At 75.1% G+C, this 16,475-nt stretch carries 22 protein-coding genes; 14 read left to right on the forward strand and 8 right to left on the reverse strand.

The window, feature by feature from the left end; all coding sequences use genetic code 11:
- The first annotated feature begins 71 nt into the window (after window positions 1–71).
- From ACI8AP_RS18755 to ACI8AP_RS18790, 8 genes are all read left to right on the forward strand, one after another.
- Entirely contained in the window at window positions 72–551 is a 480-nt protein-coding gene (locus ACI8AP_RS18755) for a DUF5313 family protein (RefSeq protein ID WP_456590880.1), read from the forward strand.
- Window positions 552–583: 32 nt separating this feature from the next.
- Window positions 584–1,033, forward strand: a complete 450-nt coding sequence (locus ACI8AP_RS18760; RefSeq protein ID WP_456590881.1) for a helix-turn-helix transcriptional regulator — start codon at window positions 584–586, stop codon at window positions 1,031–1,033.
- Window positions 1,034–1,038: 5 nt separating this feature from the next.
- Complete coding sequence (locus ACI8AP_RS18765; protein ID WP_456590882.1) at window positions 1,039–1,449, forward strand: VOC family protein; 411 nt, start codon at window positions 1,039–1,041, stop codon at window positions 1,447–1,449.
- Window positions 1,450–1,543: 94 nt separating this feature from the next.
- Window positions 1,544–3,919, forward strand: coding sequence for an ATP-binding cassette domain-containing protein (locus tag ACI8AP_RS18770; protein ID WP_456590883.1), 2,376 nt, complete (start codon window positions 1,544–1,546; stop codon window positions 3,917–3,919).
- Between the two features lie 42 nt (window positions 3,920–3,961).
- Window positions 3,962–4,345, forward strand: a complete 384-nt coding sequence (locus ACI8AP_RS18775; RefSeq protein WP_456590902.1) for an ArsR/SmtB family transcription factor — start codon at window positions 3,962–3,964, stop codon at window positions 4,343–4,345.
- Window positions 4,342–5,034, forward strand: a complete 693-nt coding sequence (locus ACI8AP_RS18780) for a cation diffusion facilitator family transporter (protein WP_456590884.1) — start codon at window positions 4,342–4,344, stop codon at window positions 5,032–5,034. The genes ACI8AP_RS18775 and ACI8AP_RS18780 overlap by 4 nt, the downstream gene beginning before the upstream one ends.
- Entirely contained in the window at window positions 5,031–5,954 is a 924-nt protein-coding gene (locus ACI8AP_RS18785; RefSeq protein WP_456590885.1) for a cation diffusion facilitator family transporter, read from the forward strand. Before ACI8AP_RS18780 ends, ACI8AP_RS18785 begins: the two co-directional genes overlap by 4 nt.
- Window positions 5,955–5,998: 44 nt before the next feature.
- Window positions 5,999–7,255 carry an APC family permease gene (locus ACI8AP_RS18790; RefSeq protein WP_456590886.1) on the forward strand — a complete coding sequence of 419 codons (1,257 nt, stop codon included), beginning with the start codon at window positions 5,999–6,001 and terminating at the stop codon, window positions 7,253–7,255.
- A gap of 9 nt (window positions 7,256–7,264) precedes the next feature.
- Here the strand turns inward: ACI8AP_RS18790 and ACI8AP_RS18795 are convergent, their stop codons facing one another.
- Window positions 7,265–7,648 (reverse strand): hypothetical protein, encoded by a 384-nt coding sequence (locus ACI8AP_RS18795; RefSeq protein ID WP_456590887.1) that lies wholly within the window; start codon window positions 7,646–7,648, stop codon window positions 7,265–7,267.
- A gap of 199 nt (window positions 7,649–7,847) precedes the next feature.
- Here ACI8AP_RS18795 and ACI8AP_RS18800 point away from each other — a divergent pair, with 199 nt between their 5' ends.
- The 3 genes from ACI8AP_RS18800 (at window position 7,848) to mscL (ending at window position 9,389) form a co-directional block, all read left to right on the forward strand.
- Complete coding sequence (locus ACI8AP_RS18800; protein ID WP_456590888.1) at window positions 7,848–8,183, forward strand: FmdB family zinc ribbon protein; 336 nt, start codon at window positions 7,848–7,850, stop codon at window positions 8,181–8,183.
- A 95-nt stretch (window positions 8,184–8,278) separates the two neighbouring features.
- Window positions 8,279–8,905, forward strand: a complete 627-nt coding sequence (gene cpaB / locus ACI8AP_RS18805; protein WP_456590889.1) for a Flp pilus assembly protein CpaB — start codon at window positions 8,279–8,281, stop codon at window positions 8,903–8,905.
- A 31-nt stretch (window positions 8,906–8,936) separates the two neighbouring features.
- Window positions 8,937–9,389: a large conductance mechanosensitive channel protein MscL gene (gene mscL / locus ACI8AP_RS18810; protein ID WP_456590890.1), complete on the forward strand. Its 453-nt coding sequence runs from the start codon at window positions 8,937–8,939 to the stop codon at window positions 9,387–9,389.
- Here mscL and ACI8AP_RS18815 read toward each other — a convergent pair whose 3' ends face one another.
- A complete protein-coding gene (locus ACI8AP_RS18815; protein WP_456590891.1) occupies window positions 9,390–10,094 on the reverse strand; it encodes a YbaK/EbsC family protein in 705 nt (234 codons plus the stop codon).
- Between the two features lie 117 nt (window positions 10,095–10,211).
- On the opposite strand from ACI8AP_RS18815, the gene ACI8AP_RS18820 reads away from it, so the two are divergent.
- Complete coding sequence (locus ACI8AP_RS18820; protein WP_456590892.1) at window positions 10,212–10,571, forward strand: VOC family protein; 360 nt, start codon at window positions 10,212–10,214, stop codon at window positions 10,569–10,571.
- On the forward strand, window positions 10,568–10,978 hold the full coding sequence (locus ACI8AP_RS18825; protein WP_456590893.1) for a PaaI family thioesterase: 411 nt from the start codon (window positions 10,568–10,570) through the stop codon (window positions 10,976–10,978). Before ACI8AP_RS18820 ends, ACI8AP_RS18825 begins: the two co-directional genes overlap by 4 nt.
- Here the strand turns inward: ACI8AP_RS18825 and ACI8AP_RS18830 are convergent.
- A complete protein-coding gene (locus ACI8AP_RS18830; protein WP_456590894.1) occupies window positions 10,975–11,889 on the reverse strand; it encodes an MSMEG_6728 family protein in 915 nt (304 codons plus the stop codon). The genes ACI8AP_RS18825 and ACI8AP_RS18830 overlap by 4 nt on opposite strands.
- 143 nt (window positions 11,890–12,032) lie before the next feature.
- Window positions 12,033–12,878 carry an NAD-dependent protein deacetylase gene (locus ACI8AP_RS18835; RefSeq protein ID WP_456590895.1) on the reverse strand — a complete coding sequence of 282 codons (846 nt, stop codon included), beginning with the start codon at window positions 12,876–12,878 and terminating at the stop codon, window positions 12,033–12,035.
- Window positions 12,879–13,002: 124 nt separating this feature from the next.
- Here ACI8AP_RS18835 and ACI8AP_RS18840 point away from each other — a divergent pair, with 124 nt between their 5' ends.
- Window positions 13,003–14,016 (forward strand): ion channel, encoded by a 1,014-nt coding sequence (locus ACI8AP_RS18840; RefSeq protein ID WP_456590896.1) that lies wholly within the window; start codon window positions 13,003–13,005, stop codon window positions 14,014–14,016.
- Between the two features lie 18 nt (window positions 14,017–14,034).
- Here the strand turns inward: ACI8AP_RS18840 and ACI8AP_RS18845 are convergent, their stop codons facing one another.
- The 4 genes from ACI8AP_RS18845 to ACI8AP_RS18860 all read right to left on the reverse strand — a co-directional run.
- Window positions 14,035–14,481, reverse strand: coding sequence for an SRPBCC family protein (locus ACI8AP_RS18845; RefSeq protein ID WP_456590897.1), 447 nt, complete (start codon window positions 14,479–14,481; stop codon window positions 14,035–14,037).
- 28 nt (window positions 14,482–14,509) lie between these two features.
- Entirely contained in the window at window positions 14,510–14,875 is a 366-nt protein-coding gene (locus ACI8AP_RS18850; protein WP_456590898.1) for a hypothetical protein, read from the reverse strand.
- 181 nt (window positions 14,876–15,056) lie between these two features.
- Window positions 15,057–15,755, reverse strand: a complete 699-nt coding sequence (locus ACI8AP_RS18855; RefSeq protein WP_456590899.1) for a LuxR C-terminal-related transcriptional regulator — start codon at window positions 15,753–15,755, stop codon at window positions 15,057–15,059.
- A 295-nt stretch (window positions 15,756–16,050) separates the two neighbouring features.
- On the reverse strand, window positions 16,051–16,475 hold a 425-nt coding region (locus tag ACI8AP_RS18860; protein ID WP_456590900.1), incomplete at its 5' end, for an LGFP repeat-containing protein.

Consider the following 16,475-nt stretch of genomic DNA (forward strand, 5'->3'; position numbering starts at 1 on the left):
GACGGGGCGGACGTGAGCCAGGACGGCGCCGGGGGCCAGCGCCCCGTCGGCGGCCCTGGGACGATGGCACCGTGAGCGACGGCGAGGCCAGGACCGACGTCCCCGGGGAGGCGGACGCCGCGCGGAGGGACCCCGTGGTCCGCCCGGCTCCGCACCGGTGGCTCTGGTACGCCCTCGGCGGTGGGCTCCCCGAGCGGCACCGGGGCTGGGTTCTGCACGACACCACCACGAGCACCTGGTGGGCGCGGCACGTGGTCCGCACCCTGGTCCAGCTGTCCGTCCCCATCGCGCTCGTCGTGGCGTTCCTCCCCGCGCCGCTGGGGCTGCGACTGGCGGTCGCGGGCGGCGGGATCTTCCTGGGGCTGATCTTCTCGCTCGCCTACATGCCCGAGACCACCGAGAACCGGGTGGTGAAGGCCGGCTACCCCGCCGGCACCGCGACCGCCGCCCGCGACCGCGCCGGCCTCGCGAGCCAGCGGGCCGAGAGCGAGCGGAAGCGGGCGGCGGCGGCCCGGCGGGCCGCGCGGTACCGGGAGCGCCTGGACCGCTGACGCGGGCGGCGCTCCGTGGCACGATCCTGCGCGTGACCAGCGGACCGGCCGCGGACCCGCACCTGCGCGACCTCGTGCGGCTGCGCCGCGTGCGCGACCGGATCGACCGGGAGTACGCCCAGCCGCTGGACGTCGCGGCGCTCGCCCGCGGCGCGCACATGTCGGCCGGGCACCTGAGCCGGGAGTTCAAGCGCGCCTACGGCGAGTCCCCCTACGCCTACCTCATGACGCGCCGCATCGAGCGGGCGATGGCGCTGCTCCGGCGCGGCGACCTGACCGTCACCGAGGTCTGCTTCGCGGTCGGCTGCTCGTCGCTGGGCACCTTCAGCACCCGCTTCACCGAGCTGGTCGGGGTGCCGCCGAGCACCTACCGGCGCGAGGCCGCAGCGGCGACGGCGGGAATGCCCTCGTGCACCGCGAAGCAGGTGACCAGACCGGTCAGGAATCGAGAAGCGCAGGCAGCCGCGCCGTCCCTAGCGTGACCGCCATGGACCTCACCGTGCACCACACCTTCCTCCCCCACGACGACCCGGAGGCCTCGCTGGCCTTCTACCGTGACGCCCTCGGCTTCGAGCTGCGCAACGACGTCGGCTACGACGGCATGCGGTGGCTCACCGTGGGCCCGGCCGACGAATCGGCGACGTCGATCGTCCTGCACCCGCCGACCGCCGACCCCGGGATCACCGAGGACGAGAAGCGCGCCATCGCCGAGATGATGGCCAAGGGCACCTACGCGTCGGTCGTCCTGGCCACCAAGGACCTCGACGGCGCCTTCGACCGGATCCAGGCCACCGGCGCCGAGGTGATGCAGGAGCCGACCGACCAGCCCTACGGCGTGCGCGACTGCGCCTTCCGCGACCCCGCCGGCAACACCGTCCGCATCCAGGAGCTCCGCTGAGAACCACCGCCCCGGGCAGTCACCCCTGTCGGACGCCGCTGGTAGACAGCGGGCCCTCGCCACGCCGGCGGGGGCCCGCACGGATGGAGGCACGATGAGCACGCTGACCGAGTCGCCGACCGCGCACGTCGCGGACAGCCACGACCTGATCCGGGTCGTCGGGGCCCGGCAGAACAACCTCCGGGACGTCACCGTCGAGATCCCCAAGCGGCGGCTGACCGTGTTCACCGGCGTCTCCGGGTCGGGCAAGAGCTCGCTGGTGTTCGGGACGATCGCCGCGGAGTCGCAGCGGATGATCAACGAGACCTACAGCGCATTCGTGCAGGGCTTCATGCCGTCGCTGGCGCGGCCCGACGTCGACGTCCTCGAGGGCCTGACGACGGCGATCCTCGTCGACCAGGAACGGATGGGCGCCAACCCGCGCTCGACGGTGGGCACCGCCACCGACGTCAACGCGATGCTGCGCATCCTGTTCAGTCGGCTCGGGGAGCCCTCCCTCGGCTCGCCGAACGCCTACTCGTTCAACATGCCCTCGGTGTCGGCCAGCGGGGCCATCACCGTCGAGCGCGGCGCCGGGACGAAGGCCGAGAAGGTCACCTTCACCCGGCTCGGCGGCATGTGCCCGCGCTGCGAGGGCATGGGCTCGGTCACCGACATCGACCTGACCGCGCTCTACGACGACCGCAAGTCGCTGTCCGACGGCGCGCTCACCGTTCCCGGCTACAGCATGGACGGCTGGTACGGCCGGGTCTTCAGCGGCGCCGGCCTGCCCATGGACAAGCCGATCGCCGAGTTCTCGAAGAAGGAGCTGCACACCCTCCTCCACGCGCAGCCCACCAAGGTCAAGGTGGACGGGGTCAACCTCACCTACGAGGGCCTCATCCCGAAGATCCAGAAGTCGATGCTCGCCAAGGACGTCGACGCCATGCAGCCGCACGTGCGGCGCTTCGTCGAGCGGGCCGTCACCTTCACGACCTGCCCCGACTGCGACGGCACGCGGCTGAGCGCCGAGGCCCTGTCGTCGAAGATCCGCGGCAAGAACATCGCCGACCTCTGCCGGATGCAGATCAGCGACCTCGCCGGCTGGCTGCGCGACCTCGACGAGCCCACCGTCGGGCCCCTGCTGGCCGGGCTGCGGCACACCCTCGACTCCTTCGTCGAGATCGGGCTGGGCTACCTGTCCCTGGACCGCCCGGCCGGCACGCTCTCCGGCGGCGAGGCGCAGCGCACCAAGATGATCCGCCACCTCGGGTCGTCGCTGACCGACGTCACCTACGTCTTCGACGAGCCGACCATCGGGCTGCACCCGCACGACATCCAGCGGATGAACGACCTGCTCCTGCGGCTGCGCGACAAGGGCAACACCGTGCTCGTGGTCGAGCACAAGCCCGAGACGATCGCGATCGCCGACCACGTCGTCGACCTCGGCCCCGGCGCCGGCACCGAGGGCGGCGAGGTGGTCTTCGAGGGCACCGTCGAGGAGCTGCGCCGCAGCGGCACCCGCACCGGCCGCCACCTCGGCGACCGGGTGTCCCTCAAGCCGGAGGTGCGCACGTCGACCGGCGCCCTGGAGATCCGCGGCGCCCGGCAGAACAACCTGCGCGGTGTCGACGTCGACGTCCCGACCGGCGTGCTCACCGTCGTCACCGGCGTGGCCGGCTCCGGCAAGAGCTCGCTGATCCACGGCAACCTGGCCGGCCGGGACGGCGTGGTGGTCGTCGACCAGTCGGCGATCCGGGGGTCGCGCCGGTCCAACCCGGCGACCTACACCGGACTGCTGGAGCCGATCCGCAAGGCGTTCGCCAAGGCCAACGGCGTGAAGCCGGCCCTGTTCAGCGCCAACTCCGAGGGTGCCTGCCCGACCTGCAACGGCGCCGGGGTCATCTACACCGACCTCGGCGTCATGGCCACGGTCGAGTCCACCTGCGAGGAGTGTGAGGGCAAGCGATTCCAGGCCGCGGTGCTGGAGTACTCGCTGGGCGGCAGGAACATCGCCGAGGTCCTCGCGATGAGCGTGGCCGAGGCCGAGGAGTTCTTCCGCGGTGGGGAGGCGCGCACGCCCGCGGCGCACGCGATCCTCGACCGGCTCGCCGACGTCGGGCTGGGATACCTCACCCTCGGTCAGCCGCTCACCACCCTCTCCGGCGGCGAGCGGCAGCGGCTCAAGCTGGCCACCCGCATGGCGGAGAAGGGCGGGATCTACGTCCTCGACGAGCCGACGACCGGCCTGCACCTGGCCGACGTCGAGAACCTCCTCGGCCTGCTCGACCGGCTGGTCGACGCCGGGACGACCGTCATCGTCATCGAGCACCACCAGGCGGTCATGGCGCACGCCGACTGGATCATCGACCTCGGTCCCGGCGCGGGGTCCGAGGGTGGCCTGGTCGTCTTCGAGGGCACCCCGGCCGACCTCGTCGCCGCTCGCTCCACCCTCACGGGGCAGCACCTCGCGGAGTACGTGGCCGGCTGAGGCGGAACGCCTGGTCGATGGCGCTATCATCGCCGCATGACGATGATCGTGGCCGGCGACGACCGGAACACCCGCGCCGAGGCCCCGGTCGACGAGTCGGCGGCCCTCACCGCTGCGGCCTGCCTGTTCCGCAGCCTCGGCGACCCCAGCCGGCTCGCCATCGTGCGCCACCTCGCCCTCGGGGAGCACAAGGTCGTCGAGCTCACCCGCCACCTGGGGCTGGCCCAGTCCACCGTCTCGGCGCACCTGGCCTGCCTCCGGGACTGCGGCCTGGTCACCTCCCGCCCGCAGGGGCGGGCGTCGCTGTGGTCGCTGGCGGCGACGCCGGAGGTCCTCGAGCTGCTCGCCGCCACGGAGCGGCTGCTGGCCGCCACGGGGGACGCGGTCACCCTCTGCCCCACCTACGGCGAGGTGGCACCCCGGTGAGCGCAGCGACCACCGCTCCCGCCCCCATCGCAGCCGAACGCGCCCGGCTGGGCCGTCGCGCCCAGCTGCTCGCGGGGGCCGCCGTCACCTACAACGTCGTCGAGGCCGTCATCGCGATCACCGCCGGGCTGGTCGCCGGCTCGGTCGCCCTCGTCGGGTTCGGGCTCGACTCCGTCGTCGAGGTCTCCAGCGGGCTGATCATCCTGTGGCAGTTCCGCCACCACCTCCCGGAGACCCGGGAACGGCTGGCGCTACGGCTGATGGCCTGCTCGTTCTTCGCCCTGGCCGCGTACGTCACGTTCGAGTCGGTGCGCGCGCTGCTGGTCGGCGGCGACCCCGACGCCTCGCCGGTCGGCATCGGCCTGGCCGCCGTCTCCCTGGTCGTCATGCCGTTCCTCTCCTGGGCCCAGCGCCGCACCGGCCGGGCCCTGGGGTCCAGCGCCGTCGTCGCCGACTCCACGCAGACGCTGCTGTGCACCTACCTGAGCGCCGCCGTCCTTGCGGGGCTGGTGCTCAACGCCTGGCTCGGCTGGAGCTGGGCCGACCCGGTCGCCGGCCTGGTCATCGCGGCGGTCGCCCTCCGCGAAGGCATCGAGGCGTGGCGCGGCGAGGGCTGCTGCGCGCCCACCCGCCCCGGTCCGGACGCCGAGGTGGACAGCTGCTGCGGGGGCCCGGGGACCACGCGGTGAGCGGCGGGCACGCCCACGCCCACGCCGGCGGCCCCGGCGACCGCCGGCGCCTGGTGGTCGTGCTGGCCCTGACGGCGAGCGTGCTCGTCGTCCAGCTGGTCGGGGCACTGGTCTCGGGCTCGCTCGCCCTGCTCGCCGACGCCGCGCACGCCGCCACCGACGCCGCCGGCCTCGCGATCGCCCTGGTCGCGGCCACCCTGGCCCTCCGGCCGGCGACGTCCCAGCGCACCTGGGGCTACCGGCGGGCCGAGGTGCTCGGCGCGACCCTGCAGGCCGCCGTGCTGCTGGCGGTGGGCGGGTACATCGCGGTCGAGGCGGTCGGCCGGCTGGCCGACCCACCGGAGATCACCCCCACCGCCGTGCTGGTCTTCGGCGGGATCGGGCTGGCCGCCAACGTGGCCGGGATCGTGGTGCTCGCCCGCGGCGGGCGCAGCGGCAACGTCAACATGCGGGCGGCGCTGCTGGAGGTCGTCAACGACGCGCTGGGCTCGGTCGCCGTCCTGGTGGCGGCGGTCGTCGTCGCGCTGACCGGCTGGCAGCGCGCCGACGCGGTCGCCTCGCTGGTCATCGTGGCGCTGATCGTCCCGCGCACCCTGGCGCTGCTGCGCGAGACGGTGTCGGTGCTGCTGGAGAGCAGCCCGCCCGGCCTGGACCTCGACGCCGTCCGCACGCACCTGCTCGCGCTGCCGCACGTGCTCGGGGTGCACGACCTGCACGCCTCGCAGATCACCAGCGGGCTGCCCGTGCTCTCGGCGCACGTCGTCGTCGAGGACGGCTGCTTCCACGACGGCCACGCGCCGCAGGTCCTCGACCAGCTCCAGGCCTGCCTGGCCGAGCACTTCCCGGTCGCCGTCGAGCACTCCACCTTCCAGCTCGAGACCGCAGCGCACAGCCACCACGAGCCGGCCGCCCACCACTGACCCGCCCGCTATCGTCGGTCGACGCCGGACCACCGAGGAGCGCCGTGAGCACTGGTCCCGCCTTGACCCGCCGGCTGGGCACCGGCGATGCGGTCGTCATCGGGCTCGGCTCGATGATCGGCGCCGGGGTGTTCGCCGCCTTCTCCCCCGCCGCACAGGCAGCGGGGGCCGGCCTGCTGATCGGGCTCGCCGTCGCCGCGGTGGTGGCCTACTGCAACGCGACGGCGTCGGCGCAGCTGGCCGCCCAGTACCCCACCTCCGGCGGCACCTACGTCTACGGCCGGGAGCGGCTCGGCGAGTGGTGGGGGTTCCTGGCCGGGTGGGGGTTCGTCGTCGGCAAGACCGCCAGCTGCGCGGCCATGGCGCTCACGTTCGCCGCGTACGCCGCACCGGCGGGCTGGGAGCGGCCGGTGGCCGTGGCCGCGGTGCTGGGCCTGACCGCCGTCAACTACCGGGGCGTGACCCGCACCGCCGGGCTGACCCGGATCATCGTGGCCGTCGTGCTCACCGCGCTGGCCGTCGCGGTCGCCGCAAGCTTGCTGGGCGGTGCGACGGCCGCCGGCGGGCCGGTGGCGTGGACGTTCACCGACGGCGGGCTGCACGGGATCCTGCAGTCGGCCGGCCTGCTGTTCTTCGCCTTCGCCGGCTACGCGCGGATCGCCACCATGGGCGAGGAGGTGCGCGACCCCGGACGGACGATCCCCCGGGCGATCCCCCTGGCGCTGGGCATCGCCGTCGCGGTCTACGCGGTGGTCGCCGTGACCCTGCTCGCCACGCTGGGCCCGGACGGCGTCGCCGCCACCTCGGCACCGCTGGCCGCGGCGGTGGACGCCGGCGGGTGGGCGTGGGCGGAGCCGGTGGTCCGCGTCGGCGCGGCAGCGGCCGCGCTGGGCGCGCTGCTGGCGCTGGTCGCCGGCATCGGGCGCACCGGCCTGGCGATGGCCCGCCAGGGCGACCTGCCCCGGTACCTGGCCGCGGTGCACCCGCGCTTCTCCGTGCCGCACCACGCCGAGCTCACCCTCGCCGCGCTGGTCTGCCTGCTCGTGCTCACCGTCGACCTGCGCGGCGCGATCGGCTTCTCCTCCTTCGGCGTGCTGCTCTACTACTTCGTGGCCAACACCGCGGCCTTCACCCAGGACCGCGCGCACCGCCGGTTCCCCCGGCCGCTGCAGGTGCTCGGTGCGGTCGGCTGCCTGGTGCTGGTCGCCGCACTGCCCGCGCAGGCGGTGGTCGGCGGCGTCCTCGTGTTCGCCGTCGGCATCGCCTACCGCGCCGTCCGGCTGCGGCTCGCCGCGCGGTAGGCAGCCTGTTCACGCGGCCGCGGGCAGCGGCACGCTTCTGGACCGCGACCGGCCCAGCACGCCGACCGCCGCCCAGGAGAGCCCGCCGCGCAGACCGCCGCCCAGCACGAACTCCACGCCGACGCCGAGCCAGGAGAGGACGAAGCCGGTGGCGACGACGGACCAGCCGACCTCGGCGGCACGTGCGGCGGCCGCTCGCGCAGCCGCGATCGCGCCCGCGGCGAGCAGCGCGAGCGGGAGCAGCGCCACCCGGTTCCAGCCGACGTAGTGCAGACCCAGCCATGCACCGTCCCAGGTGGTCATCACGCCGTAGCGGGACGGCACCCACGTCGCTGCGCCGAGCACGAGCAGGACCGCGGCGGGGGTCGGGAGCGACCGGTCGGATGTGTGCACCCGGCGATCCTGGCGGGGCGCCGGCCCGCGCGTCACCGCCTCCGCGCGCGAGGCGGTGACGCCCCCGTCCGGGCGACGCGCGTCCCACCCGCCCCCGTGGACGTGGACGGCGGGTCCCCGCATGGCGCATCATTGGCAGTCTCCGGGCGGGAGTGCCAGCCCGGACCCCTACCTCCGCTCGACCAGGGAGAGCCACGACGTGCCCACGTACCAGTACGCCTGCACCAACGCCGAGGGCAAGCACGAGTTCGAGGTGGTGCAGTCCTTCACCGACGCCCCGGTGAGCGAGTGCCCCGAGTGCGGCGCCGCGGTGCGCAAGGTCTACGGCTCGGTCGGCGTCGTCTTCAAGGGCTCGGGCTTCTACCGCACCGACAGCCGGTCGAACGGCAAGTCGTCGGAGAGCACGGGCAGCAACGGGGCCTCGACGGACACCTCGTCGTCGACCCCGGCCAAGGAGAGCTCGTCGAGCTCGGCCTCCACCTCGTCGACGACGCCGTCGACGTCCGGCAGCGGGGCCAAGGCCGCCACCACCTGAGGTCGGCGGTCCGGGGCCCTCCACAGCGCCGCCCGCGGTCCACAGCTCCCGCCGGCCGGCTGCAGGGCCGCCGCCGGCTCGGGCAGGGTCGGCGCATGCTGCGCCTGCGCCGACCCCGGTTCCCGCTGCTGACGGCCCGCCGGCTGGCCGCCGCGCTGCTCGCTGCGCTCGCGCTGGCCCTCGCGCTGCGCCCGGCGCCCACCCCGGCCGACGGGGAGCAGCCGCGCACGGCCCCCGTCGTGGTGGCGGCCACCGACCTGCCGGCCGGCACCAGCCTGACCCACGAACACCTGGCCCTCGTCCGGCTGCCGCGCGGTGCGGTGCCCGACGGCGCGGTGGGCGTCGCGGATCCCCTGGTGCGGCGCGTGCTCGCCGGGCACGTCCGCCGGGGGGAGCCGCTCACCGACGCCCGGCTGGTCGGCGCCGGGCTGACGGCCCTGCTGCCCCCCGGCCAGGTGGCGGCTCCGGTGCGCCTGGCCGACCTGGCGGTCGCGGCGCTGCTGCGGGCCGGCGACCGGGTGGACGTGCTGGCCACCGGAGCGGGCCCGGGGCCGGCCGAGCGGGTGGCGGCCGGGGCGCTGGTCCTCGCCGCCCCGACCGGGGACGCCGGTGAGCCGGGCGCCGGGTTGCTCGTCCTCGCCGTCGACGAGGCCACCGCGGCCCGGATCGCGGCCGCCGCGGCCACCGCAACGCTCACCGTCAGCCTGCCGCCCCCGACCTGAGATCGCCGGCCGGGTGTGGCTGGATGATCGGGTGCTCAACGGTTTCAAGGACTTCCTGTTCCGCGGCAACGTCGTCGACCTGGCCGTGGCCGTGGTCATCGGCTCGGCGTTCACCGCGGTGGTGACCTCGTTCGCCGACTCGTTCCTCCGGCCGCTCATCGAGCTGCTGGGCGGCGGGGGCGAGTTCGGGGGCGTGCTGGTGCTCGACGGTCAGCGGTTCACCTGGGGCGCCTTCCTCAGCACGGTGATCACGTTCGTGCTGACGGCCGCGATCGTCTACTTCCTGGTCATCCTGCCGGTGCACCGGCTGTTCGCCCGCCGGGCGCGCGGCGAGGAGCCCGGCCCCGTCGGACCGACGGAGCTGGAACTGCTGGTCGAGATCCGGGACCTGCTCCGCGCGCAGCAGGTGGGGACCGGCTGGAACGGCCCTTCTGCAAGGTCCCGCCGCGAGCCAGCGAGTGGCGGGGAGCAGGAGGGTCCTTGATCAGTCGCTGCCCCAGTGCGGCGGCCGGTCCTCGAGGTAGCGCCGATCGGCCTCGGCGCCGTCGGCCGGGCGCTCCCCCCAGCCCACGTCGCTGTCGTCCGCCGCCCGGTCCAGCCGCAGCGGTCGCGCGGGCGGCCGGGCCGGTGCCTCGGCGGGGAGCGGCTGGCCGAGCCCCTCGAGCACCTCGGCTGCGGGGAGCGCGGCGAGCACCGCACCCGGCACCGCGAGCTTGGCGCCGCGGGTGCCCGAGCCGACGACCACGAGCTCGGCCGCCGCCACCGCCGCGTCGACGAGGACCGGCCAGGTGGCGGGCAGCCCGACCGGGGTGATGCCCCCGTAGGCCATGCCGCTCTCGGCCACCGCGACGTCCTGCGGCGCGAACGACGCCTTGCGGGCGCCGAGGTGGCGTCGCACCAGCCCGTTGACGTCGGCGCGGGTGGTGGCGAGGACCAGGCAGGCGGCCAGCGTCGTCTCCCCGGCGCGGCGGGCGGCGACGACGACGCAGTTGGCCGAGGCGGCGAGCGGCACCCGGTAGGCCTCGGTGAAGGCGGCGGTGTCGGCGAGGTCCTCGGCGATCTCCGCGACCCAGGCCGGCCCGGCCAGGGCGGGCAGCGCGGCGGCGACCGGCGGGGCCAGGAGGTCGGGGCGCCCGGCGGCCGGCAGCCAGCGCAGCGAGCCGAGGACAGGGGCAGCGGGGTCGGGCATGCCCCGATCCTGCGGCACGGCGTCGGCGCGCCGCAGCCGGGTCCCGTGGCGGGATCCCGGCGACGCGTGGCCGGTACCCGGCTGTCGGCCTGCCCGGGCGCGCGCCAGGATGGCGCCATGATCGGTCAACTGCACTCCGTCGTGATCGACGCGCCCGACGCACACGCCCTGGCCGGCTTCTACGCCGACCTCCTCGGCATGCAGATCAGCCGGGGCGGGCCCGGGGACGACTGGGTCGTCGTCACCGGCGCCGGGTACCGGCTGGCCTTCCAGCAGGCGCCGGACCTGCGGCCGCCGGACTGGCCGGACCCCGAGCACCCGCAGCAGTTCCACCTCGACGTCCGGGTCGCCGACATCGAGGAGGCCGAGCCGAAGGTGCTGGCCCTGGGCGCCCGGAAGCTGCCCGGCGGCGGGGGCGACTTCCGGGTCTACGCCGACCCGGTCGGCCACCCCTTCTGCCTGGTGTGGGACGCGTGAGCGGTCCCCCGGTGGACCCGACGGCGGCGGCCGGCGCATTCGTCTCGGCGATGAGGTTCCACGTCGCCGAGGCCACCGGCACGCGGGTGACCGGGCACGTCGATCTCGGGCCCGACCAGCACACGCCGTGGGGCGTCGTGCACGGCGGGCTGTACTGCTCGGTCGTCGAGTCGGCGGCCAGCATCGGGGCCAGCCTCGCGGTGCGGGACCGCGGGCAGTTCGCCGTCGGCGTCAACAACAACACCGACTTCCTCCGCTCGATGACCGGCGGCCGGGTCGACGTCGTCGCGGAGCCGGTGCAGCAGGGGCGCACCCAGCAGCTGTGGCAGGTCGCCCTCACCCGGGAGGACGGCGCGCTGGTCGCCCGCGGGCAGGTGCGGCTGCAGAACGTGCCGCTGCCCGCTTAGGCCAGCACCGCCGGGTCGAGCACGACCTGGAAGAGCGCACGCGGGTCCTGGAGGGTCGCGGGCGGCCGGGCCGCCGCCCGCGGCACCACCCGGTCGAAGCGGGCCGGGCGGCGGTGCGGCAGCAGCTCCCGGCCCTGGAACAGGTACTCCCCCACCACCTCGCCGAGGAGCAGCCCGGCGCCGTGCTCGATCGGCAGCGCGACCGGATCACCGGGCCTCATCTCGTCGAGGAAGGCCGACAGCTGGCGCAGGTCCTTGGCCGGGCGGCGACCCGAGATCTCCTTGGACAGCGCCCGCAGCTCGGTGGGGTCCAGCCCGGTGGCGTCGACGTCGATGCCCGACTGGACGCCGAGCCCGACGACGCCCGCCGCCAGGCAGGCGCCCAGCTCGTTGTGCGCGCGCGGCCGGACCACCCACACCCGCACCCCGTCGGGCTCCGGGGTCGGGGGGACGTCGTCCGGCCCCGGCCATACGTAGGGCAGGTCGTCGGGCTCGGGGCCGAAGAGCTCGGTGAAGCGGGCCCGGTAGAACTCCGGGTCCTTGGCGATCAGGTTCGACCGGTGCGAGCGGTGCAGCTCCTCGTCCCCCACCCAGGAGGGCAGGAGGCCGGCCGCCGCCAGCTCCGCCTGCGGCACGCCGACGACGTCGGGCGCGAACTCACCGATCAGCGTCTCGGTGGTGTCGGCGAAGCCGCGCTCGCGCCAGACCCGGACCATGGCCAGGCCGTAGGCGACCAGCGCCGGTGTCCGGCCGCGCCACATCGCGACGACGGGGTGGCTGGCCCAGCCGTAGTCGGGCAGCTCGAGCGCGCGCAAAATCTGCAGCGTCTCCACCCGCTGCTTGCCCAGCCGCGGCGAGTCGAGCAGCCGCGCGCTCTCCTCGAAGTCGGCCACCGGCACGAAGGTCTGCATCGCGGCGGTTCCTGCCCCTCCGAGCAGGTGGTGAATCTTCGATCCTGGTCGGCCTCCTGCAGGGACCCGCTGCGAGCCTGCGAGCAGTGGGGGCAGGGAGGTCCTTCCTCAACCGCCGAGCGGCCGCAGCGCCGCCGACCGGCTCATCCCAGCCGGCCGGCCAACTCGGGCAGGACCACGCCCAGCGGAGCGTCGACCTTGAGCGTCGCCTTCGCATCGCCCCGGGTGGGCCCGGAGTTCACGATGGCGACGGGGATCCCCCGCTTGGCGGCGTGGATGACGAACCGGTAGCCGCTCATCACGGTCAACGACGAGCCGAGCACCAGCAGCGCCCGCGCGTCGTCGACCAGCGCGAAGCAGGCATCGACCCGGTCCCGCGGCACGGTCTCGCCGAAGAACACGACGTCGGGCTTGAGCGGGCCGCCCCCGCACGCCAGGCAGCCGACCATCACGAACCCGTCGAGCGCCTCGTCGGGCAGCTCCGCGTCGCCGTCGGGGTTGACCTCGTCGACCGGCTCGGGGCGGAACCCGGGATTGGCCGCCCGCAGCCGCACGTCGAGGTCGGCGCGGGAGGCGACGTCCCCGCAGGCCAGGCAGACGGTGCGGTCCAGCCCGCCGTGCAGCTCCAGGACGTCGCGTGCCCCGCCGGCCTGGTGCAGCCCGTCGACGTTCTGGGTGATCACCTCGGCCACCGCACCGGCCCGCTGCAGCGCGGCGACGGCCCGGTGCCCGGCATTGGGCTGCGCCCCGGCGATCTGCCGCCAGCCGACGAAGCTGCGCGCCCAGTAGCGGTGCCGTCCGCGGGGGTCGCGGGTGAACGTCTGGTACGTCATCGGGGTGTGCCGGCGCAGCGACCCGGTGGCACCCCGGTAGTCGGGGATGCCGGAGTCGGTGGACAACCCGGCGCCGGAGAGGACGACGGTCCCGCCGCCGCCGAGCAGGCCGACGAGCTCGGGGAGGCCCTCGACGGTGGAGGTCGCTACGGTCACCCCGCCATCGTCCCTGCCGCGCGGCGGATGCGCCGCCGGCCCGATCGAGGAGGCCGACCGTCGTCCCCACGCCGACCCCCCGGACCACCGACCGCCGCGAGCCCGCACGTCGCCGGAGCACCGCGTGACCGGCTGGTGGTGGGACGTCATCGGCCTGGCGATCGTCGCGTTCGCGGTCGTCGACGAGGCGCGGACGACGCTGGCGGTGGCCAGTGGCCCGGGCCCGCTCACCCGGCTGATCACCGACGCGGTGTGGCGGCTGGCCCGGCGACCGGCGGTGGCGGAGGCGGCTCCGGTGCGCTTCGTGGGCGGCCCCGGCGTCGTCCTCGTCGCAGCGACCCTCGGCGCCTGGTTCAGCCTGCTCTGGCTCGGCTGGTCGCTGGTCTTCCTCGGTGACGAGGACGCGGTCGTCGGCGCGTCGAGCGGGGCGCCGGCGTCGGTCTGGGAACGGTTCTACTTCGCCGGCTACAACGTCGCCACCCTGGGCAACGGCGGCTACCAGCCCGCCGGGGCCGGCTTCCAGCTGGCCACCATGGCCGCCGCGCTCAGCGGGATGCTGCTCATCACGCTGGGCGTCTCCTACCTGACCTCGGTGATCTCCGCCGTGGTCGGCAAGCGGAGCTTCGCCTCGCAGATCACCGGGTTCGGGAACACCGGCACGGAGATGGCCACGGGCCTGGTCGCGGCGGGGACGGCGCTCCCGGCGGTGGTGCCCTTGTCGTCGCTGTCCGCGACCTTGGCGACGCTGGGGCAGCAGCACCGGGCGTACCCGCTGCTGCACGCCTACCGGCCGCGGACGCCCGAGCTCGGCACCGCCCCCGCCGTCGCGGTGCTCCTGGACGCGACCCTGGTGCTGTCGTCGGCGGCCGACCCGGCCGGCCGGCTCCCCGCCGGGCTGCGCCGGTCGGTCGTCTCCTCCGTGCAGCAGTACGTCGACCACGCCCCCGCGACCGGGAGCGAGCGCACCCGGACGGCGCCGCCGCTGGACGCCGCGGGGATCGGCCGGGCCGGGCTGGGGGTCGACCCGGCCCAGCTCGCCGCGCTGACCGCGGAGCACGCCCAGCTGCGGGACCAGCTGGCCCGCCGGATCGGGGCGGCCGGTTACCGATGGCCCGGCGGTGACCACGCGTCGTCCTGACGGACGGCGGTTCGGGGCTCAGCCGGCGGCGACCGCTTCCTCGAGCCGGGCCAGCATCGCGTCCTGGATGCGGGCCAGGCCCTTGGGGGCGAAGGTGCGCTCGAAGAACCCGCCGATGCCGGTGGCACCGGTCCACGTGGTGCGGGCCCGGACCGTGCTGACCCCCGCGTCGGCGGCGGAGACGGTCCAGGTGGTCACCATGCTGGAGTTGGTGTCGGTCTCCACGAGCGCCCCGTCGGAGGTCTCGGTGACGACGACGTCCTGCTCGCGCACCCGCTTGGAGGTGGCCTGCAGGCGCCAGTGGACCTTCGTGCCGGCGCCCTGGCCGCCGGCGTCCACGCGGTACTCGCTGTACTGCTCGGGGAGCACCGCGGGACGGGTGACGGCGTAGTCGGCGAGCGCGGCGCGGACGACGTCCGCCGGTGCGCGCAGGACACGTTCGGTGGTGGCGACGACCTGACCCATGCACCCATCCTGCCCGCCGGCCGACCGGCTACGCCTGCCCCTCCTCGGTGTTGAGGTAGGAGCAGCGGAAGCGGGCGCCGGCCATCGCCTCGGTGAAGCGTGCCTCCCACATCGGGTCGTCCGCCGGGAAGCTGTCGAACACCCGCTCCTCGAGCACCTCCGGGTGTCCGTCGGGACCCGGACAGCTGCGGCGCAGCAGCACCCGCGTCATCCCGTCCACCTCGTCGTGGGCGGCGTGCCAGTGCGCTGCGGCGACCGCCCGCGCCCGCCACTCCCGTTCGCGCCCGGGCAGCAGCCGGCCGGCGGCCGGCCACGGCTGAGGCGTCGAGACGATCCAGACGACGATCCCGGCCAGCAGCAGGAGCAGCAGTGCAGCCGCCAGGACGCCGACCATGCCCAGCACGGTAACCCCGCGAGCGGCCGCCCGGCCGGTTCCGCTGAGCCGCTCCGGCTCAGCCGGCGACGGCCTGCGGCAGCGCCACGGCCGCGACCCGTTCCTCGGTCGCCGGAGAACGCACCGGGGGAACCTAACGCCGACTCCGGCCGCCCGCCGCCCCGGCCTCGTGGCCCCCGGGTCAGATCTCGACGGGAGCGGCGGTCAGGTCGTGCGCCCCGCAGGTGCAGCCGTTGCGGGCGGAGAGCACCAGCGAGACGGCGTGCGCCCGGTCGCGGGCGCCGAGCTTGCGCAGGATCGCCTTCACGTGCGACTTCACCGTGTCCTCGGAGATGAACAGGTTCTCGCCGATCGTGCGGTTGGACTGGCCCAGGACGAGCTCGTCGAGGACGTCGGACTCCCGGCGGGTCAGCGGCACCGCGGGGGTGAGCTCGCGGGCGACCGGGGCGGCCGCGCCCGGCTCCACCCGACGGATCTGCGGGTCGACGACGGTGCGACCGGCGCGGGCGGCCAGCACGGCCCAGCCGAGCAGCGTGGCGGAGGTGTTCATCAGCAGGTAGCCGCGGATGCCGGCGGCCAGTGCCTCGTTGACCACGGCCGGGTCCTCGGACGTCGCCACGGCGACGATCGCCGTCCGCGGGAAGCGGCGGCGCAGGTCGCGGCAGGCGGTCAGCGTGGCGCTGCGCCCGGAACCGAGCTCCACGACCACCGCGTCCGGGCGGGCGGACTCGGCCAGCACCAGGGCGCGGCGGGGCTCCCCCGGCGCACCGACGACCTGCATGCCGGCGGTCTCGTCGATCATGCCGACGAGACCTCGGCGCAGGACGGGTGCGTCGGCGAGGACGAGAACCCGGGTGACGCCGGCACTGGGGATGGACACGCTAGTTGCTCCGCTCACGTTCGGTGACGACCTGACGTGACCTCCATCGACCGGGTGAACGCACTGCTTGAGCACCACACCGTCTGCCGGCACGTGCCTGGGTCGGCAGACACCACCGAGCGGCTGCGCCCCCGGTCCCGTGCGGAGCCGACCGGTGCGGTGGTCGCCCGTCGCGGCGCGGTGCCATCGTGCCGCCGGCCGTCCCGGATCCCGCGGACTGCGGGAGTCCCGGATCCCGCGGACTGCGGGAACAGGGACGCCGCAGCCGCGGGCCCAGGGCGCGGGTGGCGCGCCGTCAGTCCGTGACCACCAGCTCCGTCGTGTTGGTGGCGCGGTCCCAGGTGATGTAGCCGTTCTGGAAGTCGCTGCGCCGACCGCCGGGCACGTCGTACTCCCCGCTGACCGGGTAGCCCAGCGGCCCCATCTCCCAGCCCGAGCGCTCCCAGCGGTCCCGGATCTCCCCGTACACCTCATGCGCCCCCGTGCTCGGCGACCAGTAGATCGAGCCGCCGCCGTAGCCCCCGGCGAAGTGGTTGTACCGGCCCTCACCGTCCGCGGTCCCGAGCTCCCCGGTGATCGGGTAGCCCAGCACGCCCTGCTCCCAGCCCAGCTCCTCCCAGCGGTCCCGGATCTCCCCGTACGTCTCGTGCGCACCGGTGCTCGGCGACCAGTGGATCGAGCCACCGCCGTAACCCCCGGCGAAGGCGTTGTACCGGCCCA

The organism is Blastococcus sp. SYSU DS1021, assembly GCF_054050995.1.